The organism is Bifidobacterium sp. M0307 (genome assembly GCF_016100445.1).
Classification (GTDB): Bacteria; Actinomycetota; Actinomycetes; order Actinomycetales; family Bifidobacteriaceae; genus Bombiscardovia; species Bombiscardovia coryneformis.
This window is the reverse complement of record NZ_JACFSL010000001.1, coordinates 985332-1008421: the sequence shown is the minus strand read 5'-3', so window position 1 is coordinate 1008421 and position 23090 is coordinate 985332. Positions and strand designations below refer to the sequence as shown.

General features: G+C 61.2%; 22 protein-coding genes. 9 read left to right on the top strand and 13 right to left on the bottom strand.

The genetic code is table 11. From position 1 onward, the window contains the following. The first annotated feature begins 17 nt into the window (after nt 1-17). The 5 genes from arc to H3V08_RS04025 all read left to right on the top strand — a co-directional run bounded on the left by arc (nt 18) and on the right by H3V08_RS04025 (nt 5748). Nucleotides 18-1538, top strand: a complete 1521-nt coding sequence (gene arc, locus H3V08_RS04045) for a proteasome ATPase (protein ID WP_198182119.1) — start codon at nt 18-20, stop codon at nt 1536-1538. Continuing rightward, nucleotides 1535-3130, top strand: coding sequence for a depupylase/deamidase Dop (gene dop / locus H3V08_RS04040; RefSeq protein WP_198181678.1), 1596 nt, complete (start codon nt 1535-1537; stop codon nt 3128-3130). The genes arc and dop overlap by 4 nt, the downstream gene beginning before the upstream one ends. 78 nt (nt 3131-3208) lie before the next feature. After that, the gene (locus tag H3V08_RS04035) at nt 3209-4045 is read left to right on the top strand and encodes an inositol monophosphatase family protein (RefSeq protein ID WP_198181677.1); all 837 of its coding nucleotides are present in this window, start codon (nt 3209-3211) and stop codon (nt 4043-4045) included. Nucleotides 4046-4124: 79 nt separating this feature from the next. Beyond that, entirely contained in the window at nt 4125-4322 is a 198-nt protein-coding gene (locus H3V08_RS04030; protein ID WP_198181676.1) for a ubiquitin-like protein Pup, read from the top strand. 4 nt (nt 4323-4326) lie between these two features. Continuing rightward, a complete protein-coding gene (locus tag H3V08_RS04025; protein WP_198181675.1) occupies nt 4327-5748 on the top strand; it encodes a proteasome accessory factor PafA2 family protein in 1422 nt (473 codons plus the stop codon). A gap of 154 nt (nt 5749-5902) precedes the next feature. On the opposite strand, the gene H3V08_RS04020 is transcribed toward H3V08_RS04025, so the two are convergent. The 12 genes from H3V08_RS04020 to H3V08_RS03965 form a co-directional block, all read right to left on the bottom strand. Continuing rightward, nucleotides 5903-6187: an HU family DNA-binding protein gene (locus H3V08_RS04020; RefSeq protein WP_033490389.1), complete on the bottom strand. Its 285-nt coding sequence runs from the start codon at nt 6185-6187 to the stop codon at nt 5903-5905. Nucleotides 6188-6417: 230 nt separating this feature from the next. Further along, on the bottom strand, nt 6418-8814 hold the full coding sequence (locus H3V08_RS04015; protein WP_258323541.1) for a lysylphosphatidylglycerol synthase transmembrane domain-containing protein: 2397 nt from the start codon (nt 8812-8814) through the stop codon (nt 6418-6420). 74 nt (nt 8815-8888) lie between these two features. Next, nucleotides 8889-10334, bottom strand: coding sequence for an adenylosuccinate lyase (gene purB, locus H3V08_RS04010; RefSeq protein ID WP_198181674.1), 1446 nt, complete (start codon nt 10332-10334; stop codon nt 8889-8891). 73 nt (nt 10335-10407) lie between these two features. Beyond that, entirely contained in the window at nt 10408-11832 is a 1425-nt protein-coding gene (locus H3V08_RS04005) for a PGAP1-like alpha/beta domain-containing protein (protein WP_198181673.1), read from the bottom strand. Beyond that, on the bottom strand, nt 11829-12050 hold the full coding sequence (locus H3V08_RS04000; protein ID WP_148301983.1) for a hypothetical protein: 222 nt from the start codon (nt 12048-12050) through the stop codon (nt 11829-11831). Before H3V08_RS04000 ends, H3V08_RS04005 begins: the two co-directional genes overlap by 4 nt. 265 nt (nt 12051-12315) lie before the next feature. After that, nucleotides 12316-12891 (bottom strand): DUF6466 family protein, encoded by a 576-nt coding sequence (locus H3V08_RS03995; RefSeq protein WP_033490386.1) that lies wholly within the window; start codon nt 12889-12891, stop codon nt 12316-12318. Next, nucleotides 12888-13928, bottom strand: coding sequence for a vWA domain-containing protein (locus H3V08_RS03990; RefSeq protein ID WP_198182118.1), 1041 nt, complete (start codon nt 13926-13928; stop codon nt 12888-12890). Before H3V08_RS03990 ends, H3V08_RS03995 begins: the two co-directional genes overlap by 4 nt. Before the next feature lie 5 nt (nt 13929-13933). Continuing rightward, complete coding sequence (locus H3V08_RS03985) at nt 13934-15025, bottom strand: VWA domain-containing protein (protein WP_110444893.1); 1092 nt, start codon at nt 15023-15025, stop codon at nt 13934-13936. Further along, nucleotides 15025-15498, bottom strand: coding sequence for a hypothetical protein (locus H3V08_RS03980; protein ID WP_146208235.1), 474 nt, complete (start codon nt 15496-15498; stop codon nt 15025-15027). The genes H3V08_RS03985 and H3V08_RS03980 overlap by 1 nt, the downstream gene beginning before the upstream one ends. 53 nt (nt 15499-15551) lie before the next feature. Next, nucleotides 15552-16517 (bottom strand): DUF58 domain-containing protein, encoded by a 966-nt coding sequence (locus H3V08_RS03975; protein ID WP_198181672.1) that lies wholly within the window; start codon nt 16515-16517, stop codon nt 15552-15554. Further along, nucleotides 16514-17587 carry an AAA family ATPase gene (locus H3V08_RS03970; RefSeq protein ID WP_033490381.1) on the bottom strand — a complete coding sequence of 358 codons (1074 nt, stop codon included), beginning with the start codon at nt 17585-17587 and terminating at the stop codon, nt 16514-16516. Before H3V08_RS03970 ends, H3V08_RS03975 begins: the two co-directional genes overlap by 4 nt. A 75-nt stretch (nt 17588-17662) precedes the next feature. After that, the gene (locus H3V08_RS03965) at nt 17663-18451 is read right to left on the bottom strand and encodes a uracil-DNA glycosylase (protein ID WP_198181671.1); all 789 of its coding nucleotides are present in this window, start codon (nt 18449-18451) and stop codon (nt 17663-17665) included. A 120-nt stretch (nt 18452-18571) separates the two neighbouring features. On the opposite strand from H3V08_RS03965, the gene H3V08_RS03960 reads away from it, so the two are divergent. The 3 genes from H3V08_RS03960 (at nt 18572) to groL (ending at nt 21468) form a co-directional block, all read left to right on the top strand. Beyond that, nucleotides 18572-19198 carry a LytR C-terminal domain-containing protein gene (locus H3V08_RS03960; RefSeq protein ID WP_198181670.1) on the top strand — a complete coding sequence of 209 codons (627 nt, stop codon included), beginning with the start codon at nt 18572-18574 and terminating at the stop codon, nt 19196-19198. Nucleotides 19199-19376: 178 nt separating this feature from the next. Beyond that, nucleotides 19377-19580 (top strand): cold-shock protein, encoded by a 204-nt coding sequence (locus H3V08_RS03955; RefSeq protein WP_033490377.1) that lies wholly within the window; start codon nt 19377-19379, stop codon nt 19578-19580. Between the two features lie 271 nt (nt 19581-19851). Next, nucleotides 19852-21468: a chaperonin GroEL gene (gene groL / locus H3V08_RS03950; RefSeq protein ID WP_033490376.1), complete on the top strand. Its 1617-nt coding sequence runs from the start codon at nt 19852-19854 to the stop codon at nt 21466-21468. Between the two features lie 281 nt (nt 21469-21749). Here the strand turns inward: groL and H3V08_RS03945 are convergent, their stop codons facing one another. Further along, entirely contained in the window at nt 21750-22043 is a 294-nt protein-coding gene (locus H3V08_RS03945; RefSeq protein WP_033490374.1) for a WXG100 family type VII secretion target, read from the bottom strand. A gap of 71 nt (nt 22044-22114) precedes the next feature. Between H3V08_RS03945 and H3V08_RS03940 the strand changes: the two genes are divergently transcribed. After that, nucleotides 22115-23044 (top strand): TPM domain-containing protein, encoded by a 930-nt coding sequence (locus H3V08_RS03940; protein ID WP_198181669.1) that lies wholly within the window; start codon nt 22115-22117, stop codon nt 23042-23044. Nucleotides 23045-23090: the final 46 nt, after the last annotated feature.

Here is a 23090-nt window from a genome sequence, read left to right as displayed (position 1 = left end):
GAAATCAGGCCGCGGTCATGGATGCCCTTAGGGAGCGTAACCACGCCCTGGCCCAGGCCCTGAATCGGGCGGGTAAGGAACTGACCAAGGCCAAGACACGGCTGGCCCAGATGGCGTCGCCTCCCTTGAACTTTGCCCTGGCGCTGGGAGTGGATTCGGTCTCGTTCGATGAGATGGGTGTCCAGCATGCCTCCCTGGAGGTGTTTTACGGGTCCCGGCGTATGGTCCTGGCCCTGGCACCGGGGGTGAGGGCCGACAGAATCAGACCCGGACAGACCCTGTTGCTTGACGAGAACATGGTGGTGGTACAGGTGCGTGACCAGGCGACCACCGGACCGCTGCGCCAGGTCAGCCGAATCATGGACTCCGGCATATTGGAGGTCAAGGATGCTTCGGGCGCCTCAAGCCTGGTCGGGCGTTCAGGTGCCCTGATGGATGCCGACCTGAGTGTGGGGAACCAGGTCATGGTCGACCCCGCAGGGCAGCTGGCCCTGTCGTTGGTCCCGGAGCATGAGCAGAACGACCTGGTCCTGGAGGAGGTGCCGGATGTCACCTTCGCCGACATCGGTGGCCTGGACAGACAAATCGACCGGATTCGCGATGCCGTCCAGCTTCCCTTCCTTCACAAGGATCTTTTCCGCCGCTTTTCCCTCAACCCACCCAAGGGTCTTCTCCTTTACGGTCCTCCCGGGAATGGGAAGACCATGATCGCCAAGGCCGTGGCCAACAGTCTGTCCAAGGGGTCGGGCACGCCGGGTGTCTTCCTGTCGGTCAAGGGGCCGGAGCTGCTCAACAAGTTCGTAGGGGAGTCGGAACGGCTCATGCGACGGATTTTCGAACGGGCCCGTCAGCGGGCCGGTCAGGGCGGTCCCGTCATCGTTTTCATCGACGAGATGGATTCCCTCCTGCGTACCAGGGGATCGGGCATCTCATCGGACGTGGAGACGACGATTGTCCCCCAGTTCCTGGCCGAACTGGATGGGGTTGAAGCCCTGGATAATGTTATGGTCATCGGGGCCTCCAACAGGGTCGACATGATCGATCCCGCCGTGCTGAGGCCGGGTCGGCTGGATGTGAAGGTTCGTATTGACAGGCCGGACAGGGATGCCGCGGCATCCATTCTTTCCCGATATGTGACGCCTGATCTTCCCTTGAAGCCTGAAGAAGGGGGAGTGGATGATCTGGTCCAGGTCCTGGTGCGCGATATCTATCGCGAGGATCAGGGGCGTAAGGTCTGTGACCTGCTCGACCAGGATGGTCGCTGGTACCCCTTCTACATGAGCCAGCTGATTTCCGGGGCGGTCCTGCGCAACATCGTCGACAGGGCGAAGACCATGGCCGTCAAGGACTCCATCCGGCAGGACCGTGAGGTTACCCTCGATGCCGACCGATGCCTGCAGGCCGTTCAGGAGGAGTATCTGGATATGCTCGATTCCGTGGGTGACCAGAACCCGCAGCAGTGGGCTCGGACGGCCGGTCTGTCCGTGGGGCGGGTGGCCGACATCCGTCTGATCGGCCGGACGGATACCGAATCATGAGGGTGGAGCGTGTGGTCGGCACGGAAACCGAATACGCCATCGCCGCCGAGGATGGATCACCGGCCAATCCCGTGTCCCTTTCCATGGCGGTGGTCAGGGCCGCGGCCGATCCTGAACGCTCACACATTCACTGGGATTACGGCCGGGAGGACCCTGTCAACGATGCCCGTACCGGACGGCTGCCCAGGGCCATGGCCAGCCCCGGTATGCTGACGGATTCACCCCAGTCGGCCCTGATGAATGTGCTGGCCCCCAATGGCGGTCGCATCTACGTTGATCATGCCCATCCCGAGTACTCCTCTCCTGAGACCACCGATCCCTTCCAGGCCCTTGCCTATGACCGGGCCGGAGACCTTCTCATGTCCAGAGCGGCAAGATGCGCCGGTCGGAAGGGGGCCACGCATGGTGTGCGGCTCTATAAAAACAACGTGGATGGGAAGGGGGCCTGCTGGGGGACCCATGAGAACTACCTGATGGACCGATCCGTCCCCTTCAGCCGGGTGGTTGCGCTGATGACCATCCATTTCGTGACCCGCCAGATATACACCGGCTCCGGCAGGGTGGGCCTGGGGGTCGATGGTCGGGAACCCGGTTTCCAGATCGGGCAAAGGGCCGATTACCTCCAAACACGGGTCGGTCTGCAGACCACCTTCGACCGCCCAATCATCAATACCAGGGATGAATCACACAGTACCGCCTCCACCCGCAGGTTTCATGTCATCACCGGGGACGCGAACCGGATGGATCTGCCCCAGGTCCTCAAGCTGGGGACAACCAGCATGCTTCTGGGACTCCTGGAAGATGCCGATGCCGCTGGATTCGACCTGGATGCCCTCCTGGACCGACTGGCTCTGAACGACCCCGTGTCGTCTCTGAGGACCGTCTCGCGTGACCTCAGCCTCAATGCGCCGCTCGTCTTGGAGTCAGGCAGGCGGGAAACCGCCCTGCAGATTCAGCAGGACCTGTTCCAGGCGATCTGCCGGGTTGGGGTCATCCTCTACGGTGAGGACAGGGAGGGGAGGCCCGCCTGGCCTGGTCAGGTCACAGGGCGGCTCATGAAGTTGTGGGAGGCGATTCTGGATGACCTGGACCGGGTCCGCAGGGCTGATGCCGACGAACGGCTGGGTATGTCCGACCAGGCGGGGCGTCTGGAGTGGCTCATGAAGTGGCAGCTCCTTGAGAGCCTGCGTCGTCGTCGCTCCATCCATGATTGGTCCGATCCCCGCCTGGCGGCCCTGGATATCGAGTGGGCCTGTCTGGATCCCGGTCACGACCTGCCCTCCAGACTGGGGTCGCGAATACAGCCCGTAACCTCCCAGCCGGCTGTCGAGGATGCGTCTGACATGGGTCCTGACGGTACCAGAGCCTGGTTCAGGTCGCGTATCCTGCATGACTGTCCGGATATCATCCGCTCCATGTCCTGGAGTCGGGTGGTTCTGGAAGATCCGGAAAACGATGAGGGTCGGCCCCTGATTGTGGATTTGACTGATCCGTCGGGTCACACCAAGGCCGACTGCCCGGGGGTATTGGAACATTCTGGGGATATTGCCCGGTGGCTCCTCAAGGGGGAGGGTCGCGACCTATACTGCTGATATCGGAGGAGCGGGGTCATGCTCGAGGACGTATCTGATTCGGATTCTCCCCCGGGCTACGTTGCGAAAGAGAGAGATATGGAATTGCGTGAATTGGCCATGCAGGTCGCAACCATAGCGGTCGAGGCAGGTCGTCATGCCCTCCAGGACCAGATCAACCCCCACGATCCGCGCAGCACTTCCGCCATCGACCGGGGAACCCAGTTCTCATCCGGTATCGATACCCGACTGATTCGCTACTGCCGGACCAGGATTGCCGATCTGGAGCCCTTTGACGGATTCTGGGAGGAGGAGGCCGGTAACCGCAAGCCGGGCGGTCGCTACTGGTGCATCGGGCATATCGATGGGCCGGTCAACTATGTCAGGAACATGGCCGAATGGACCGTCACCGTCTCCCTCTTCGCAGTCGATGAGACGGGCCACGCCTCGCCCATATTAGGCATCGTCCATGCCCCGGTGCTGGGTCTGACCTACCTGGCCGCCAAGGGCCAGGGCGCGATACGTATCCGCCGGACCATCGTCGGGGATAAGAGGGAGAAGATCATCCCCTCCACCATGGATACCCTCAAGGGTTCGGTCGTCAGCTTCGGTATGTCATACTTCCCCAACGAGTCTGAGCAGGTGCTTCAGATTGTCTCCAGGATGGCCGGGAAACCGGCCGATATCAAGCGTGTGGGTCCGGTTTCCCTGGATCTGTGCAGGGTTGCGGACGGCAGCTATGACGCCTACTTCGAGCCTGCCCTCCATTCCTGGGACATCCCTGCCGTGTCAGCGGCCGCTGTGGTGGTCCGTGAGGCCAAGGGGACCCTCTGGCGCTGGGACGGCGGCCACGTCCGCTGGGAGGGCAGCAACGACGTCGTGGCCACCAACGGAATCATCGACAAGGAACTGGGTTCCTATCTGGTATTCGACTAGTCCCTGACGAGTGAAAACGATATAAGGGTCGGCGGTTGTGCCGGGATGCGTCCGGGCACTGGAGCAGGAGGACAGGATCATGCCACAGGAGTTCAGCCAGCGTTCATCTTCGGCACAGTCGGGTCAGGAGGGGATGGAAGAGGGAACCCTGTCCGGTCGTGCATCGGCCCGTTCTCAGGACACCTCCCTGGATTCCGTGCTTGACGACATCGAATCCACCCTGGAGGACAACGCCGAGGAGTATGTCAAGGGGTTCGTGCAAAAGGGAGGGGAGTGAACTGATGCATCAGGCCCCCGGCATCGATCATCGTCGTATCTTCGGCATCGAGACCGAGTACGGGGTCAGTCTGACCGGAGGAGATGGGGCCTGTAGTGCTGGGCAGGTGGCCATGGCCATGTTCCACCGCCTGGTGGAGCAGCACAGGTCGACCAATATCTATCTTTCGAATGGTGCCAGACTCTACCTGGACGTCGGCTCCCATCCCGAGTACGCCACGGCCGAGGCGCTGACCCCCATGGATGCCCTGGAGCAGGATTTGGCTGGGGAGCGGATCATGGCCGATCTGGCCCGTGAGGCATGTTCGGTCCTTGCCGACAGGTTGGGGCCAGGGGTCACGGTGCATGTGTTCAAGAACAACGTCGATGCCCAGGGGCATTCTTTCGGCTGCCATGAGAACTATCTCCTCCGTCGCCAGGTTCCCCTGGACGTGGTCAAGGAGCAGTTGGTGCCCTTCCTGGTCACCCGCCAGCTGTTCGCAGGGGCCGGGCGATTGGGGGAGGCCGGCTATCAGCTTAGCCAGCGCGCGGATTTCCTGGATGAGGCCGTATCCTCCGCCACAACGCGAGCCCGCCCCATGGTCAACACCCGCGATGAGCCCCATGCCGATCCTGACCGGTACAGACGCCTGCATGTCATTCTCGGGGATTCAAACCGTTCTCAGACGGTCACCTGGCTCAAGCTGGCCACCACCCACCTGGTCCTGAGTCTGATTGAAGAGGAGGTGCTGTCCGGACGGCCCCATGGCTTCGGGGCCTGTGCCCTGGCCAATCCGGGTGAAGCCATGAGGGCCACCAGCAGGGACATGACGGGAAGGGCCTCCCTGGACATGGAGGGCGGCGGGGTCATGTCGGCCCTCGATATCCAACGCCGGTACTGGGAGGGTTGCCGGGCCTATGTCGATGAGCTGGGCGACCAGGTCGACACCGTTCTTCCTATGGCCGATGAGGCCCTTGGCCTGTGGCGGTCGGCCCTGGATGCCCTGGATGATGGTCACTGGGAGGCCTTGGCCGGTTGGGTTGATTGGGCTGCCAAGCTCAGACTACTCAATGCCGAAGCGGCTCGTGATGCGGATATCTTCAAGGCCAGGCGGCTGGATTTGGACTACCATGACGTAGCTGCCGGTCGGTCCTACGGGGCGCTGGTAGACCACGGGATGATGGACACCCTGGTGGACGTGAACCGGATAGGGGAGGCTGTGAGAAGGCCGCCGCAGACCACCCGTGCCCGTCTACGTGGCGACTTCGTATCCAAGGCGGAGGCGACAGTCCTGTCGTGGTCCTGCGATTGGACCCATCTGGTCATCAAGGGCACCCACAGGCACGAAGTGACCCTGATGGATCCGTTCGCCTGCGACCCAGACGAGTCATACAGGGCCTTGTCCGAGGAGTTGAACCGCGAACGGACAAGGCCGGACTCGGTCTAGGTTTCCTTGTTTGGGGCGTTCGTCCGGTTGAACGCGAGGTGAAAAGCGGGAATGCCGCAAAGGGCCACTGGTGGACAGAAGGCCCCTGACATACAGAACGGACCTGATCACCGTGGATCAGGCCCGTCGAAAAACCTATGAGGTTGTCAGCACATCACTTGTCGGAGACAGCCTTCTTCAGCAAGGAGCCGGCGGAAATACGAACGCCGTAGCTTGCCGGAATCTTGATGGTCTCGCCCGTGCGGGGGTTGCGGCCGGTGCGAGCGGCGCGCTTGACGCGCTCGGCGGAGAAGAGACCGGTGAGCTTCAGGCCCTCGCCGGACTTCATGGCCTCAACGAAAACGTCCTGGAAGGCGTTGACGGCTGCCTCGGCCTGGGCCTTGGTCAGGTTCGACTTCTGGGCGATCTTCGAAACGAGATCAGATTTGTTGTATGCCATAGAGCATCCTTCTTTCGGGGGGCTCCCCTTTTTTCCTGTATTCACGGAAAGCCCAACGGTCAATGACTGATATTAGCGCAGGTGAGAGTCAAGTACCTCATTTTTCGGGGGTTTCCCGCCAATTCTGCCTCATTTGGCCCTAAAATTCCATCTTTCGGACCTCTAGAGACCCCCAAAACGACGCCCAAAGGTCCGAATCCGGCTCAGGATAAGGTTGAAACCCCTATACATCAGATCAGATTATGGCGACCGAGCCACCGCATGGCCAGTGCACCGAGGGGGATGCGTAGCCAGTAGTTGGCGACGCGGAAGACCAGGGTCGCCGAAATGGCCACGCCTGAGGGCACACCCGCAAGGCGGAATGCCGAGAAGAGGACCGCCTCGATGGCGCCCAGACCACCCGGTGTAGGTACCGCGGAACCAAGGGTGTTGGCCAGGAGGAAGACGAAGGTGGTCTCGAAGATGTTGGTCCTGCATCCGAAGGCCATCAATGCCGCCCAGAAGCTCATGCCCAGGGCTGCCGACTGGACGACGGACCCCGAGGCGGCCAGGGCGAGCTGACGGGGCTGGGTCAGAATGTCGAGCAGGTGGCGGGCGTACGAGGCGACGATTGGCATGAGCTTGTCCATGATCAACCGCCTGGTATAGGGGATGGCCATGGCCAGGGCGGCCACGATGGCCACCACCCCGATGACGATGACCAGGGTGTTGGTGGGGATCATGCCTGAAAGGGTGTTCCTGCCGGTGAAGAGACCGATGACGATCAGGAGGACAAAAGTGGTGGCGAACTGAACCGCCACCACGGCGCTCATGATGGCCGTCGCCATGGTGTTGCCGTATCCGCTCTTGCGCAGGTACTGGAGGTTGACGAAGGCAGGGCCCACACCTGCGGGCATGGATACCGAGGTGAATGAGGAGGCCACCTGGGAAAGGAATATCCCCGGGATATTCCGCTTCTTTTTGTCGACCAGGACTCCGAGGGTGATGGCGCCGCCCACCCAGGAGAAGGACCCCAGCAGGAAGGAGAGCCCCGCCATCCAGGGATTGGCGTTCCTGACGGCCTGGATGACCTGTTGGAGGTTGAACTGGGTGAAGATGACGACGACCGCGATGACCAGGAGGACCAGGGCGAGGAAGCTGCGCAGGCTGAATCTGGATAGGGTGACCTGGTCCGTGGTTTCGACCGACTCCGGCGGGGCCAAGGAGCGTAGGCGGGCGCGCAGGTCCGACATGACCTGGCGGTTCCATCCGGGCAGGGCCTGGGTCTGGGATGGGATTGCCACCATCTGAATAAAGGGCATCAGGGCAATGAGGGTGTCCTTCCCCCAGGATTCCAGTGCAATCCTGACTGTTTCCTCGACACCCAGTGAGGCGGCGATCAGGCTGAGGAGCTGGACCCTGTCCAGGGCGATGTTGGCCGAGGAACTGGCGCTGTCGCTGTTCTCCCAGCCCGCTATGACGGCATGGCCCTCATTGTCGGTCGCCAGGGTGTTCGGGGTGATGCGCCGATGGGTATACCCCCGGCTGTTGGCCCTGGCCAGGAAGTCCATGAGCTGACGGGCCTGGTCGGCATCCAGGAGGTCCGGCTCGATGGATGTCAGGTGGGTATCGTCATAAAACACCAGGATGGATGATTCGGCGCTTTCGGTCAATCCGTAAGGGTGAAGGGCGGATAGGTCAAGGTCGCGCAGTTCGAAGAGGACGGCCATATGGTGTTGCATGGAGTCCATGGCGGAACGGTCACGGCGCATGGAAACCCCGGAGAGCTTGATCCACTGCCACAGCTGCATCAGATAACCGGCGGTATGGAGCTGTCCATCCATGACCGAGACGGTGTACCTGGTCCCGCTCGCGTCCTTGGCCCGGTAGATGCGTGAGGCTTCGATCAGGTCGTCATTCAGGCAGGGGATGGGCTGTCCGTCCTTGTCCAGCGTGGCATCGACACGGGTCAGTTCGGTCAGGTCGATGCCGATGGAGGCGACGGCCTGTGCCACGGCCTCCCCCCAGGCACCCTTGTTCTGGGTCCCGACGATGTAGCGGATGACCATGCCGGCTATCCTGCCCAGGAGCAGGGAGACGAGGACCCCGCTGACCGAATTCGAGGAAATGATGATCATGATGACGGCCACTGCATAGAGGGCGTTCCAGCCCCACTTGACCGTGCTTCGGAGGCGGCGGGGCCCGGCGGCGCTCAGAAAGGCCGCCAAGCCGGCATATATGTCGGGCAGGAGAACCGTTGAGCCGAAGGCGTTCTGGGGATTGAAGGATGCAATCAGAGTCGTGTTGCGGGTGGAGACAATCAGGTTGGAGATGATCAGGACCAGGCTGTACCCCACGAACATGGCCAGGGGTGCGGTAATGGACTGGAGCCACTCCCGGTTGACCAATAGGTGGATCAGAACCGCAAGGACCACGGTTACGGTCACGATCTGCTGGAGGAAGTTGGTGGGTACATCCATGAGCCAGTCCATGGCGTGACCGGCCTGGCGCATGTCCGACTCGACACCCGCGGCCGTTCCCCTCAAATAGACGGCGGCCAGGGTGACCAGCAGCCCCAGAATAAGTGATACCAGGGCACGAAGCAGATCCCCGGCATCATGGACCCGCTGTGGAGGGGTATCCACCACGACGGGGCTGTGTGTGGAAGAGGGTCGATCATTCCGGATTGTCTTCCGGTCTTGGTTGGGAACGTCGGTCATGGTCAGGCGCGGTCGAAGTCCACCAATGTCCCGGCGGCCCCGGTGTAGGAGGACGGGGTCAGCGTCTTGAGCCGTTCGGCCATGGCAGGCTCCAGGTCCAGTGTGTCGATGAAGTCCTCGACGTTCTTCTTGCCGATCTGATGGCCTCGCATCAGCTCCTTGACCCGTTCATAAGGGTCGTCCATGCCGTTCCGGCCGGCAAGACCAGCAGCCCGCATGGCGGTCTGGATAGGTTCGCCCAGGACCTCCCAGTTCTGGTCCAGTTCCTCCTGCATGGCCTTGATGTTGGGGTGGATGGCCGCCAGGCCCCCCTTCAGGTTGTCCAGGGCCAAGAGGCTGTATCCCAGGGCGGAACCGACGTTGCGTTGGGTGGTTGAGTCGGTCAGATCGCGTTGCCACCTGGTCTCGGTCAGCGTGGACGACAGGCTATCCAGAAGGGCGCAGGAGATCTCCAGATTGGCCTCGGCGTTCTCGAAGCGAATCGGGTTGACCTTGTGGGGCATGGTGCTGGAACCCGTGGCACCCTTGACCGGCTCCTGGGCGAAGATGCCCCGGGAGATGTACATCCACACGTCAACGGCCAGGTTATGCAGAATCCGCCCGGTATGGCTGATGGCCGAGTACAGCTCGGCCTGCCAGTCGTGGGACTCGATCTGGGTGGTCAGGGGATTCCAGACCAGGCCCATGCGATTGGTGACGAACTCCTTGGAGAGCCGGACCCAATCCACATCGGGAGCAGCGGCCAGGTGGGCGCCGAAAGTGCCGGTGGCCCCGTTGAGCTTGCCTAGATAGTCCTGGTGCCGGATGTGGCCAAGTTGGCGGTTGAGCCGGTATACGTAGACGGCCATCTCCTTACCCAGGGTGGTGGGGGTTGCGGGCTGACCGTGGGTCAGTGCCAGCATGGGCAGTTCGCGATGTGTGACAGCCATTTCGGACAGACGGTCCACAATGGTCTGGGCCGCAGGGAGCCAGACCTGCTCCACTGCGCCACGGATGCACCGGGCGTAGGAGAGGTTGTTGATGTCTTCACTGGTGCAGGCGAAATGGACCAACGACTTCAATCGGGGCAATTGAGTATCGGCTCCCAGGCTTGCCTCGGCCTGTTCCAGACGCCGGTCCAGGTAGTATTCCACGGCCTTGACGTCATGATGGGTCTTCGCCTCGATCTGAGCCAATTCCATGATGCCCTGGTCATCGAAATCCTCGGGTATGGCGCGCAGGTAGGACTGTTCGTCATCGGTCAGAGGCTCAACGCCTGGCAGAACAGGGTGGTTGCCCTGCTCCGGATACCCGTTGGCCAGCAGAATCATCCACTCGACCTCCACCCGCAAGCGCTCGCGGTTCAGGGCCGGTTCGCTCAGATAATCCACCAAAGGTGAGGTCTGCATCCGGTATCGACCGTCGAGAGGACTGAGTGCAATGGCAGGCGTGATTCGGCTCAGGTTCATGACCTCCAGTCTAGGCGAAACCGCCAACCGAACGACATTCACCGCCGGGTTCGGAATGTTCGGCTCCACCTCTTCATCGATCGGCTGGCTGCCTCCCCTCATAGTAGGTGGTCTTCACCAGGTCGCCGCTGGTCGATTGGGCAAAGTGACGGTCCTGTTCGTTTGCCTTGGGCACGCCCTTGTTCAGGGCGTTCCGCCAGGCGGCCCTCTGGTAGTTCATGCCGTGTGTAGATTCCACGGCTTCTGAGGAAAACTCGACAGGTTGCCTGGCATAGGAGCCGTTTACAGAGGCCGGTGAGATGCCTTCGTCCCTCCCGCGGACGGTCAGACGGTTGGTTGCATCGGTATTGTCCCGGGCATCCAGGCTGGAGACCAGCTCTTCCTTCATCTCCACGCTGGTGACCCAGGTTTGTGGTGCTATGGGATGGTTGGCGATGGGGGCGCCTGCCGTAACCACGTGTTCGAAGCGGTATTGGTCCGCCATGTCGCTGGACAGGGTGGCAGCCACTATTCCTCCCTGGGAGTGACCGACCAGACTGACCCGGTCTCCGGGTGCTATTCCGGACCTGCGCATGGCCTCCATCACCAGGCGGGTAGATGCGGCCTCCGCACGGGTGCTCGCTGTGTCACTCATGAGTTGGAGATTCTGACCCCATCCTATGGCTGAGTCACGATGGGAACTGGTTCCCGGTATGTAGACCACCCAGTGTGTGCTTCCATCCGTGTCCCTGTACTTTTGAACGGCGACGGTATCGTAGGCGAACCCCTTATCGCGTGAGCCGAGATTCTGTAGGTTCTCCAGGGCCTGGTCGATGCTGTGGGCGCTTCCCAACCCACCGCCGGTCGGACTGACCTGGGTCACCTCCAACCGGTGCTGGGACCCATGGGCGGCCAAACACGACCACTCCGCAATGCGGCCTATGGGGGACGCCGAACGCGGAGCGATTCGACTGGACAGGTCACTGAGTGCTTCCTGGTGGAGGGAGCCCGTCTTTTTGAGGAATTCCGCCATGGTGATCATATGGCCTTCAAAGAGGGACAGTCCCAGATAACCGGCGATGGATATCCCCGCCGCAGTCAGCAGGTTTCCCACTGGTGTGGGCCAGGAGGGGGTCATGAGAAGGCCTCTCAGGAGCAAGGTTACGAATGACTCCGCTGAAGAGTAAAGGGAGTAGGCCTCGGTCAGGGCCGCAGCCTGGTCGGACAGGATGGTGGCCAGGGTCCGGCAATCGTCGCACCGGCAATCGCAGGTCCTGATGGCGCAGTCGAAGGGGAAGGCTGCGTGCCCTTGAATCAGGACCTGCCCTCCATCTAGGCAGGGACAGGTCTGAATCATCCTGTTTCGTTCCAGCTGCAATCCGGTCAGGTTCCATTCTCCCTGCAAGGACAGGAGGTTGCCGGACAACTGGTTGAGGCTGTCCGCCACGCGGGTCATTTGGTCGAGTTGGACCCGGGTATATCCGCTGGAACTGACCTGGGAGGATACCTGGCGACTCATGCTCGGGTCTCCTCCTCAAGGAGCCGCCTGGCCTGCACCAAGGAGAACAACTGGCCGTCGGCCATGTCGGAGGCTCTGACCAGACCTGCCCTGAACGCCTGGGCGGCCTCGCCTTCCCAGTCGATTGTGCCGGCCTGATCCATCAGGACTCGCGCATCACCCAGCACCCTTTCGGTCTGGTCGATGAGGTTGGTCATCGTCTCGAAAGACCTGGCCACGATTCGATGACAGCTGCAGGAGAGCATACGGTCGACGCTTGGTCCGTCCGGTCCTGCAGCCGGTTGCATCGAAAAGGCGGGCGGTGTGAAAGAGGGGGAATCGATCATGGACCAATTCCACCAAGCCGGACAGGATGGAGGAACTTCGGGGATAAATGTGGTCGAACGTGCGCAAGGAACCGGATATGCAAGTCGTGGTTCGGTTCAGCGCCAGCTAGTCAGGGGAGCAACAGGCCCGTCGACTGTGGTGCCTTGAAGTTCATGCTTACCACGGCTTGACTGTTTTCGGGTCTTCTTTCCCCTGACTGGTTTGGGGGCCTGTGGACGGATCCTGGACCTGCTGGTTCTGTCTCAGGATTTCGTCCACCTTGTCCTGCTGTTCCTGGGTGAGTCCTTGCTGCCCCTGGCCGTTCTGTTCCTGCAAGTCGGCGGCCTGCCCTTCCTCGCCCTTGGCGACCTCCTGACTGCGAATCTGCCTGGTAACCCTTCTGGTCAGTTTGTCACTGACGGCCTTGCTCTTGTGTATGGCCTGTCTGGTTCCCGGCAGGAGGATCGGACCCAAGGATTCCGCCTGATGGAAGAGCTTATCGGTCTGGTCCTGGATGGCCTTGATCCTGTCAGGGTCCGCATCGGACCGGTTGGCTTCGGCAATGCTGGTGTTCAGGGACCGGGTGGCCTCATTGTAGGTACTGATGGCGTGGATGTTGGCCAGCCCCCAGACCGCCACCAGGGCCATGACCAGACCCAGGATGACCAGGATTATCCTGACACCCGGCAGGGGTTTCCTGTTTGCTGGTTTTGTTTCCATCCCCGCGGGCTGTTGCTGTTTTGCCGAACTCATAGGAGTCTCCTTGAGGTGCGGATCCAATCGGCCAGTTCCCAGATCAGGAGGGCGGCTTCCACCAAGGTCAGAGGCCAGACCAGTGGTGTGACATGCTGCCGGGTCTTGGTCACCGTGGTCACCCGATACCGCTTCGAGGCCTTGGCCGTGTTCCCGGAATCCAACGTTCGCCCCTGGCCGAGATGCTCGTATGAGCCGCTCATTTCGTCTGCCAAGGCCTTCAGGTTCTTTTCGTCCATGACGGAGATACCGGGCTGACCGGTCTGGGGGTCATTGACCCATTGATCCGCTTCGGTAGGTGGGTTCTCTTCATCGGTGCCCAGGGAGTCCGGGCTGACGGGGATCCGCCCGCCCTCGCTGGAGCCTGTTCCCAGCACGAAGGCATCGTCCAGATAGGCGCGCAAGGCCGAGAAGGAGCGTCTGGAGTGATTGCTTGTCTGCTCACCGTCGGTGATCAGATAGAGCAGTATGCGGTCATCCGGGTGGTGCTCACGGGTCTCCTTCATGGAGAGGACAAGCTGGTCCAGGGGGGCATCCAGGTTGGAGCCCGTCGATTGGGAGGTGGGCTCCGTCCGCAACCCCCGGGCCCAGTTTCCGACGGCCCTGTCATCCGGCGTCAGGGGAAGGTCCAGGGTGCCGGATGCCCCAAAGCGGAGAGCCGCGAAAGAGGCATCCGGATAGGCACTGGTCAGGTCGGCAACGGCGAGGCGCGCGGCTTCCAGACGTGAGATGCCGGTGTGATCCCCGTAGGCGGCATCCTTGACGGACATGGATCCTGTCACGTCGACCGCTATATATACATCGGTGGCGTTGACTGCCCGGTTGGTGGTCTGACTGACTGAGCTGGGTGTCAGAACCATAAGAGCCAGGACGAGCACCATGGCCGTTCGCCGCACCATCGACAGGGTGCCTGCGTCCGTATGGCCCCTGGCCCTGTGGTGGGCGATGGGGATGGATATTGCCAGGATCACGAGGACGGAGGCCAGTATTCCTCCACCCACCCATCCCAGGGAGGGGGACAGGGTCAGACCGTTCAGGATGTTCACCGCTTCAGCCTCCAGACCAGAATCAGGTATCCGCCCAGGGTCAGGCTCATGGCAAGGACCCACCAGCCGGGGGAGTCCACCTGACTCGATTGCCTGATGGTGCCCGGGTTGCCGCCATGGCGTTGTTCGATCTGCCTTACCAGTGAGTCGATGGAATCACCGTTCTGTTGAAGCAGGAATATGCCTTGGTGCGATTCGATCAGACGGCGCATCTCCTGGGTGCTGTCGTCCGAGATGCTCTCCTTGGGGCCCGAGTAGAGGCCGTCCACGGCGATTCCGGTTCTTGAGGTCAGATTGAGGGCCTCCTCCAAGGTGTACGTCGGCTCTCCCGAGACCACGTTGTCGGTGGCCAGGACCACCGAGGCGGCGCGCCCCTTACCCTGTTGCTTACCTGCATCCTTAGTGGTGAAACCGGGAAGGAGGCTGGCGCAGCCGATGAGACCATCGCCGATCAGGGAGGTGGTGTCCTTGCGGTTCTGGGTTCCTTCCAGCCAATCGCTGACGTCCTGGTACTGCTGGTCGCTCATCTTGTCGATTTCGTCCTGGGATTGGACCCCTTTGAGGATGTCGTTGGCCCTGCGCAGTTCCTTGGTGACCATGTCGTAGTCGTCTGTCAGGGGGAAGACTGTGCGCGAGGTGGAATTGAAGATGCTCAGGGCGATTCGTTCCCCCCTGAACCTCCCGACAAGGTCCAGGTAGGATGCCAGGACCTGTTGGTCATAGGGGAGGGTGGAACCGGAGACGTCCAGGCAGAGAACGATATCCCTGCTGTGACCGGTTTCCTGGGTTGCATCGACGGTTGAAGGACGTCCTGCCAGACCGATACCGGCCAGGAGGGTCAGAATCAGGAGCAGGCAGGCCAGACGACCCAGACTCCGCCACTGGCGGAAGAGCCCGACACCGGCCTCGGTATTCAGGTCATCGTCCAGGCTCCAGACCTCGATCCGTGCTTCTTCCTGCTTGTTGTTCCGTCCATGGACATCTCGTCTGGATTCGACCCAGAAGACCGCCAGGACCACCACTATGGATACTGCCAGGACCAGGGCCATGATCCAGGGCCAGCGCCAGGTCACTTGACCGATGCTCATCAGCGCCACCTTTCGATCAGGGCCCGTACCCACTCGGCGGCCTGGTCCACGGAGACGGGGGAGGAGCCGCTCATTTCAGCCGGCGGAGCGAACTCCGGCGGATACAGAGCGTCGATGGTCTGACGGAGGAGGTCAAGCCCCTGTGACGTACTGCTGGTTCTGGGCTGAATTTTGATCTCTGTCAGGGTCTTCGCGCTCATATCCCGGCTCCATGCCTGGGAGGCGAACCGGCGGGCTATCCCCGCCAGATCCTTCAAGGCCTGATCCCGTGTTGACTTGCCGGCCTTGTAATCGGTGACGACCTGATCGATTCGGGCCAGGCAGTCTTCCTTGGGGCTGACCTGCACAAGGCTGCTCCTGGATTTTTCCTGTACCTGGCGGAATCGGGGGAGGAATATGGCCAGGGCAATCGTCAGAACGGCAAGGAAGATGCAGATCAGAGTGAGTCCGAGGAGCCATCCGGGCTGTTCCATGGAGGGAAGGGGTTCAAGTTTCTGAGCTGATATCGGTTGGTTCTGCATGGGTGTCACCGGCCCGTCCTCCCAAGTCCTGAAACCAAGCCGGGCCGTCCTGGGGGATTCCCCAGGGAAGACGCGGGCAAGGCGACCGACAAAAGATGGATGAACTGATCGAACATGGTCTGACTGGATTCGGCCCTGACCAGTGTGGAACCACTCCGGGCCAGTTCTTGCTTCAGGGCGGCGGCCATGTATTCCCGGTGCACCGCCACCTCCTGCCCGGTACGCTCGGTCTGCAGGAAGGCCGGGACCTTTCGGCCGGTCTGGGCCTCATAGACCGGGCCCGGCCCGCCCTCCGCGCGTAGGGGGTTGAGGAGGCGTACGGAGACCAGGTTGAGCGGGTGGGTCTGGGCCAATCGGTGAATCATGTCCAGATGGTCCCCGTTCAGGGCGGTCTCGTCCGTGGCCAGGACCAGGAGGGAGTGCCTGTCCTGGAGCCTGTTGGCATAGTCCAGGAGAGCCTCGATGTTCCTGCCCGTGCTTTGGCGGTTCAGGAGGGTTCGGTCAAGGGTCTGCTCGAACTGCGCGAATCCTCCGTGGCAGGGTATACGGGTGATGGTGGAGCTGTCGGCCAGGACCAGGCTTACCTCGTCGGATCGTCTCAGCGAGAGTGCCGCAAACATGCAGAGTGCATTGGCTGCGACCTGTATCGCCTGCTCGCCACTGGGGCAGGTGCCGGTCATCTCCCGTCCGACGTCGAGGAGGAGCCAGACCTTGCTGGTCAGCTGTCGCTCCTTGTCGACCACCATGGGCCTGCCTATCTTGGCTGAGGATTTCCAGTCGATCAGCCGGGTTTCATCGCCGGGCTCATAGGCCCGGATTCCGGCCGTATCATACCCGTTTCCACGCAACCCCGAGGGGTGTTCCCCCTCGAGGATTCCCATGGCCTTGCGTACGGTGGGCAGGCTCAAGCTGGACCCCAGTGCTTCGATTCGCCGTCTGACCGGGTCCTGGTGTCCGCGGTCACCGATCATGGCACAGGCACCGTTTCCAGGATGGTGTCGATGATGTCATCGCTGCTGATTCCATCGGCCATGGCCTCGAAGGTAAGCAGGATGCGATGGCGGAGGACCTGGTGGGCGAAGCCCTTCAGGTCCTCGGGAACGACAAAGTCGCGACCGCTGATCAGGGCCTGGGCCTGTCCGATGCGGATCAGGGCGATTGAGGCTCGGGGGCTGGCACCGAGGCGGACCTTTGAAGAGAGTCCCTGGATGGGCTTGGGGCCGCTGCCTCGACTGGTCGCCACCAGATCGACCGCGTACTGCATGATTGGCTCGGCCACGTGGACACGACGGGCGCTGCGACGGAGGAACTCCACGTCGGCGATGGTCAGCCTGCCCTGCTCGTCAGCCAGGGGCATGTCTGTTCCCCGGGAGGTCAGGAGCTGAAGCATCCGAGTTTCCTGGTCCTTGTCGGGGTAGGTCATGACGGCTTTCAGCATGAACCGGTCCATCTGGGCTTCAGGCAGGTTGTATGTGCCCTCCTCCTCGATGGGGTTCTGGGTGGCGATGACCATGAAAGGTTGGGGGAGGGCAATCCGCTGACCGCCGATGGTCGTGGCCCCTTCGGCCATGGCCTCCAGCATTGCCGACTGGGTCTTGGCGTTGGACCGGTTGATTTCGTCCAGCAGGACGAAATTGGCGTGGATGGGTCCCAGCTGGGTGGAGAAGCGCTGATTGGAGAAGTCGTAGACCTGGGTGCCCACCAGATCCGAGGGCATCAGGTCGGGTGTGCACTGGACCCGCTTGAAACTACCCGAGACCGAGGTTGCCAGGGTCTGGGCGGCCGTTGTCTTGGCCAGTCCGGGTACGGACTCGATCAGAATGTGACCCGAGGCGACCAGGGTGGCGATCATGGCCTCGCGCAATCCCTCTTGCCCGACCAGGTTCTTGGCGAACCGGGTTCGAATCCGGTCAACCAGCTGCCGGGAGCGTTGCAGGTCGTCACCGCTTACCAGTGGTGTGGCCTGACGCGGTTGAGGCTGCGGCTGGGGTTTGGGCGATTGTTGTGTGCCTGCACTTGGTCTTGGTGGGAATAAAGACATAGGTGCCATGGTAACGGTCTTTCCTGACGAGGGCCGAAAGCCGCATGGAAAGACTCCTGGCCGGGCAGGGTTTGGTCAGGTCAGGGACCAGTCAATCGGACTGGTCCCCATGCTCTCAAGGGCTTGGTTGGCCTTGGAGAAGGGTTTGGATCCGAAGAACCCGTACCGTGCGGACATGGGGCTGGGATGGGGCGATTTGATGATGGCCGCCTTGGTCAGGAGGGGTTCCAGGCTTTGCGCCTGCCTGCCCCAGAGGATGGCCACAAGAGGAAGGGGTCGCCCCTGGGCATCCTGCCGGTCGTTCAGGGCCCTGATGGCCTCATCGGTGATTTCCTCCCAACCCTTGTTGCGGTGGCTGGCGGGTTTGCCCACCTGAACGGTCAGGCATCGGTTCAGGAGCATGACACCCCGTTGGGTCCAAGGGGTCAGATCTCCATTGGAGGGGGTGGGCAGACCCAGGTCGTCGGTCAGCTCCGTATAAATATTGCGCAGTGAACCGGGAATGGGACTGACTGCCGGGTCCACGCAGAAACTGAGACCGACAGGATTGCCAGGGGTGGGGTAGGGGTCCTGGCCGACTATCAGAACCTTGATGGAGTCAAAGGGGATCGTGAATGCCCGGAGGATGTTCCTGCTTGCCGGCAGGTATCGGTGCCCCTGTGCCAATTCCTGGCGCAGGAAATCACCCATGTGGTGGATGTTCGGTTCCACGGGGGCCAGAGCCTTGGCCCAGCCCGGATCGACCAGCTCGCCCAGGGGTTTGCGGTGTGTGCTCCCCTGTCCTTCCTTGACGGCCTGGCGGGTATCTGGCGAACTGGGGACCGACTCGCCCGAAGGGGTTGGAGATGACTGGTCTGTGCTCATGTGGACACTATAACGCGCCTGGGAATCGTATGGGCAGGTGGGGTCTGCAGGGTCATGACCTGACTGCTCGCTAAGCTTACATATAATAGTGCCGGTTTCAGGCGAGCAGAGGAGTGTTTCATGGCTAGCATTCAGGCGGGTCAGGCCGACAAGTCCCCACAGGGTCAGGATGAATTCGACAATCCACCCAAGGGGCCTGTGGGTGTGCATCGCGGTCCCAAGTCCCTGTGGATCAGGGCACTGCCATACCTGATTGTGATTCTTCTTGCCGTCGTGTGCGGTGTGGGCGTCTGGGCGGGTGTCAGTGGATCCCTTCCCTGGCAGCAGCAGAAGCCTGCAACGACCTCTCAGGCCATCAAGAAGCCTTCCATCAGCAGGAAATCGACCTCCACACCGAGCAAGAAGGCAAAGGAAGCCACGCCGGCCCCGTCTTCACCGGTTCAGGAGCCTAGCCAGACGCCCTCCACGCCGGCTCCGGTGATTGACAAGAACACCCGGGTGCTGATTGTCAACGGCACGGGTGTCAGCGGCTATGCGGGGAGCAAGCGCCAGATTCTGGTCAATGCAGGGTATGGTGCGGTCACCGCAAGCAATCCGACAGGAAGTCTGCCCTCATCCGACGTGGTCTGGTACCAGAACGAGGCCGACAGGGCAACCGCTCAGGATGTGGCTGCCCAGCTGGGTATCGCCCGGGTCGAGCAGTTGGCCGAGGCCGGAAGCCCCGTCGAGGTTGTCCTGATGCGGTAGGTGGCCTGCCCTTGCCGTCCGCACGGTATGGGTTCTCCCGGGCGAGGGTGTCTCACAGTTTGGTACTGCGTGTTTTGCTTTTCTTCCGAGGTTTGCCGTACAATAATTTTGCCGACCAGACAGATGCGGTCAGTCTCGTATCTGCTGTGACGCGGCACCTATGTTAAGGAAGTTAGTTATGGCACAAGGCACTGTGAAATTCTTCAGCGCTGGCAAGGGTTACGGATTCATCAACCCCGACGATGGCGGGGAAGATGTCTTCGTCCACTATTCGGCTATTCAGTCGGATGGTTTCAAGACCCTTGATGAGGGAGATAAGGTCGAATATCAGGTTGAGCAGGGCCCGAAGGGCCTTCAGGCAACCGAGGTCGCCAAGATCTGATTGTCGTTCTGAATTCGTCTTTTTCATAAAGGCCCTGGTCTGACTGGGGTCTTTTTTTATGCCGATATTACGGTGGTGGATTCCGGTCGGAGAAGGTGCGTTTCTAGCCAGAAGCATATTTGACTATCCGTGTTGGCAGTCGGTGGGTTCGAGTGCTAATCTGCTGAATTAGCACTCGAGGTGTGGGAGTGATAACGAGGCAGCTGACGGTTTCGTCCATTCCGCATCGACGGTGGGTCATATACCTCAAGCCATTACGGAGGAAGCAACGATGGCAAAGATCATTGAGTATGACGAGGAAGCTCGTCAGGGAATGCTGGCCGGTCTGGACAAGCTGGCCGACACCGTCAAGGTCACCCTGGGACCCAAGGGCCGTAACGTGGTTCTGGACAAGTCCTACGGCGCACCGACGATCACCAACGATGGTGTCTCCATCGCCAAGGAGATCGACCTGGAGGATCCTTACGAGCGCATCGGCGCCGAGCTGGTCAAGGAAGTTGCCAAGAAGACCGATGACGTTGCAGGTGATGGCACCACCACCGCTACCGTTCTGGCCCAGTCCCTGGTCCACGAGGGTCTGAAGAACGTGGCCGCCGGATCCAACCCGATTGCCCTCCGTCGTGGCATCGAGAAGACCGCTGACGCCATCGTCAAGGAACTGATCGCCCAGTCCAAGGATGTCGAGACCAAGGACCAGATTGCGGCCACCGCGACCATTTCCGCCGGCGACCCCGAGATTGGTGCTGAGATTGCCGAGGCCCTCGACAAGGTGGGCCAGGATGGTGTGGTCACCGTCGAGGACAACAACCGCTTCGGTCTGGACCTGGAGTTCACCGAGGGTATGCGTTTCGACAAGGGGTACATCGCCCCCTACTTCGTCACCAACAATGACGAGCAGACGGCTGTTCTGGACGACCCCTACATTCTGCTGACCTCGGGTAAGGTCTCCAGCCAGCAGGACGTGGTGCACATCGCCGAGCTGGTCATGAAGACCGGCAAGCCCCTGCTGATTGTTGCCGAGGACGTCGATGGTGAGGCTCTGCCCACTCTGATCCTCAACAAGATCCGCGGAACCTTCAACTCCTGCGCTGTCAAGGCTCCCGGCTTTGGCGACCGTCGTAAGGCCATGCTGCAGGATATGGCCATCCTGACGGGCGCACAGGTCGTCTCCGAGGAGCTGGGCCTGAAGCTTGACTCCATCGATATGAGCGTCCTGGGCACCGCCAAGAAGGTCATCGTCTCCAAGGACGAGACCACCATCGTTTCCGGTGGCGGTTCCAAGGACGAGGTGTCCGCCCGCGTGGCCCAGATCCGTTCCGAGATTGAGAACACCGATTCCGATTACGACCGCGAGAAGCTCCAGGAGCGTCTGGCCAAGCTGGCCGGCGGCGTCGCCGTTATCAAGGTCGGTGCGGCAACCGAGGTTGAGGCCAAGGAGCGCAAGCACCGCATCGAAGATGCCGTCCGCAACGCCAAGGCCGCCATCGAGGAGGGCTTGCTGCCCGGCGGTGGTGTCGCTCTGGTCCAGGCTGCTGCCAAGGCCGAGAAGACCGTCAAGCTTGAGGGTGACGAGGCCACCGGTGCCTCCATCGTCTTCCGTGCCATCGAGGCTCCGATCAAGCAGATTGCCGAGAACAGCGGTGTCTCCGGTGACGTAGTCATCAACGAGGTTCGTTCCCTGCCTGCCGGACAGGGCTTCAATGCGGCCAACAACGAGTACCAGGATCTCCTGGAGGCCGGTGTCGCCGACCCCGTCAAGGTGACCCGTTCCGCCCTCCAGAACGCCGCTTCGATCGCTGGTCTCTTCCTGACCACCGAGGCCGTTGTCGCCAACAAGCCTGAGCCCCCGGCACCCGCTGCCCAGCCTCAGGCCGACATGGGCTACTGACAGTCCTCGGGACTTCCTGGCCCTGACCTAACGGCAAGGCCAGGAAGTCCGGATTATCGATATACAACAGACCGCCGCTTCCTTGAAAAGGGGAGCGGCGGTCTGTTGTATTCGTTGAGCTTCGCTGGGTGATTCGCCTCGACCCATTTCCCGCCGAGTTGGATGTGTCGTGACTTCATTGACGACATGAAGGTTGCCGATAGAACTCAGGGCAGGCGGAGCGTTGAGACCCTGATATCGGGTATGCCAGGGCCAGCAAAAGCCAAGGGGTCCTGATCCTTTCAGGAGCTGGCAAAGAGTCGGGTGGCTTGGTCCTCGGTGTCTGCGTAGAGGCTGGATGCTTGGGCCAGGGCCGCTTGAATCCCCTCAAGGGATTCCTCCATCTGTTGTTGGGAGGCTCTCCACTGTTCGGCTACCGTACTGAACTGAGTGGCAGCCCCGCCCCTCCAGACGTTCTGTAGGTTGCCCAGATTGGTATACATACCTGATACTGCATCGCGGATGGAGCCAATCGATGAACTGACCGCTCCGGCGGCGGATTGCATCTCTTCCGAGTCGACTTGAAACTGTGGCATGACTGTCCTTTCCATAGGTAAGTGGTGACGCCTGCAAGACAACGCAAGGAAGAACCACTACTCTGTAACCTATGGCAGTTCAGCACGAAGAATATCTCTCACCCGGCCATGTGGTCGAACGTGGTATCGGCAACATCCTGGATTCACGAAGGGGGCGACCTGCTCGATGTGCTTGCCGGTTTGCCCTCCTTCTCGTCGTGGCCTTGCTTATCTTCCCGCTGGTCGGAGGGGTGGAAGCCAGAGCTGAGGAAGGTCAGACGGACTCAGGGGAGGGGACCGTTTCGGAGCAGATAACCGATACCCAGAACCTTCTTGGCTCCGATGTCGGTTCGATCACCGATGCCATCAAGTCGACGAAGGAGGAAACAGGGGTATCCGTTCGCCTTCTCTATCTGCCCAGCTTCTATCAGAAAATGAAGCCGGAGGATTGGGCCAAGCAGGTGCTGGCATCCATGAAACCGGCCCCCAACACGGTCCTCCTGGCCGTAGCGTCCCAGGACGGCAAGTTGGTCGTGGCCGTCTCCAACAACTCAGATGAGTGGCTGCGTGACCAGAAGACCGTCGATCAACTCTCCCAGGATGCCCTCGGTCCGATCAGCAAGGCCGGTAATCCCGACTGGGTCGGTTCGGCCAAGGCCCTGATGGATGGAATCTCACGAATCGATGCGCAGCGCAAGCAGCAGCGACAGGTCACCATCATCCTTGTTGTTCTCGCGGTTGTCGTGGTTCTGGGGGTTGGTGCATTCCTGCTGATTCGGAAGAGGCGGAAAAAGTCCGGGAGCGTCGTTGAAGCAAAGCCAGATGTTGATACGGGAAAGAAAGCTGCGAATGACGCAGGTAAAGAGACCGTGTCCAAGGCCGGAACTGAGCGTAATGGCGGGACCGATACCGGGACCGACACCCTTGACGGCATGAAGAGCGCTGATGCCGGTGATTCGGCCGATGCCAGATTTGCGCCTCGCCGGGAGGACGAGGACAAAACCCGGCCCGGAGCCAAGTAACCGGTCCGCTTCCACGTGTCTTGATGAGGTTTCAGCAGGTTTTCAG

Coding starts and splice junctions, on each gene's coding strand:
- H3V08_RS03970 (WP_033490381.1), bottom strand. CDS start 17,587: ATGTCTTTATTCCCACCAAGACCAAGTGCAGGCACACAACAATCGCCC.
- groL (WP_033490376.1), top strand. CDS start 19,852: ATGGCAAAGATCATTGAGTATGACGAGGAAGCTCGTCAGGGAATGCTG.
- H3V08_RS03995 (WP_033490386.1), bottom strand. CDS start 12,891: ATGAGTTCGGCAAAACAGCAACAGCCCGCGGGGATGGAAACAAAACCA.
- H3V08_RS04025 (WP_198181675.1), top strand. CDS start 4,327: ATGCATCAGGCCCCCGGCATCGATCATCGTCGTATCTTCGGCATCGAG.
- H3V08_RS03955 (WP_033490377.1), top strand. CDS start 19,377: ATGGCACAAGGCACTGTGAAATTCTTCAGCGCTGGCAAGGGTTACGGA.
- H3V08_RS03945 (WP_033490374.1), bottom strand. CDS start 22,043: ATGCCACAGTTTCAAGTCGACTCGGAAGAGATGCAATCCGCCGCCGGA.
- H3V08_RS03965 (WP_198181671.1), bottom strand. CDS start 18,451: ATGAGCACAGACCAGTCATCTCCAACCCCTTCGGGCGAGTCGGTCCCC.
- H3V08_RS04005 (WP_198181673.1), bottom strand. CDS start 11,832: ATGAGTCGCCAGGTATCCTCCCAGGTCAGTTCCAGCGGATATACCCGG.
- H3V08_RS04030 (WP_198181676.1), top strand. CDS start 4,125: ATGCCACAGGAGTTCAGCCAGCGTTCATCTTCGGCACAGTCGGGTCAG.
- arc (WP_198182119.1), top strand. CDS start 18: ATGGATGCCCTTAGGGAGCGTAACCACGCCCTGGCCCAGGCCCTGAAT.
- H3V08_RS03985 (WP_110444893.1), bottom strand. CDS start 15,025: ATGAGCATCGGTCAAGTGACCTGGCGCTGGCCCTGGATCATGGCCCTG.
- H3V08_RS04020 (WP_033490389.1), bottom strand. CDS start 6,187: ATGGCATACAACAAATCTGATCTCGTTTCGAAGATCGCCCAGAAGTCG.
- dop (WP_198181678.1), top strand. CDS start 1,535: ATGAGGGTGGAGCGTGTGGTCGGCACGGAAACCGAATACGCCATCGCC.
- purB (WP_198181674.1), bottom strand. CDS start 10,334: ATGAACCTGAGCCGAATCACGCCTGCCATTGCACTCAGTCCTCTCGAC.
- H3V08_RS03975 (WP_198181672.1), bottom strand. CDS start 16,517: ATGATCGGTGACCGCGGACACCAGGACCCGGTCAGACGGCGAATCGAA.
- H3V08_RS04035 (WP_198181677.1), top strand. CDS start 3,209: ATGGAATTGCGTGAATTGGCCATGCAGGTCGCAACCATAGCGGTCGAG.
- H3V08_RS03980 (WP_146208235.1), bottom strand. CDS start 15,498: ATGGAACAGCCCGGATGGCTCCTCGGACTCACTCTGATCTGCATCTTC.
- H3V08_RS03940 (WP_198181669.1), top strand. CDS start 22,115: ATGGCAGTTCAGCACGAAGAATATCTCTCACCCGGCCATGTGGTCGAA.
- H3V08_RS03960 (WP_198181670.1), top strand. CDS start 18,572: ATGGCTAGCATTCAGGCGGGTCAGGCCGACAAGTCCCCACAGGGTCAG.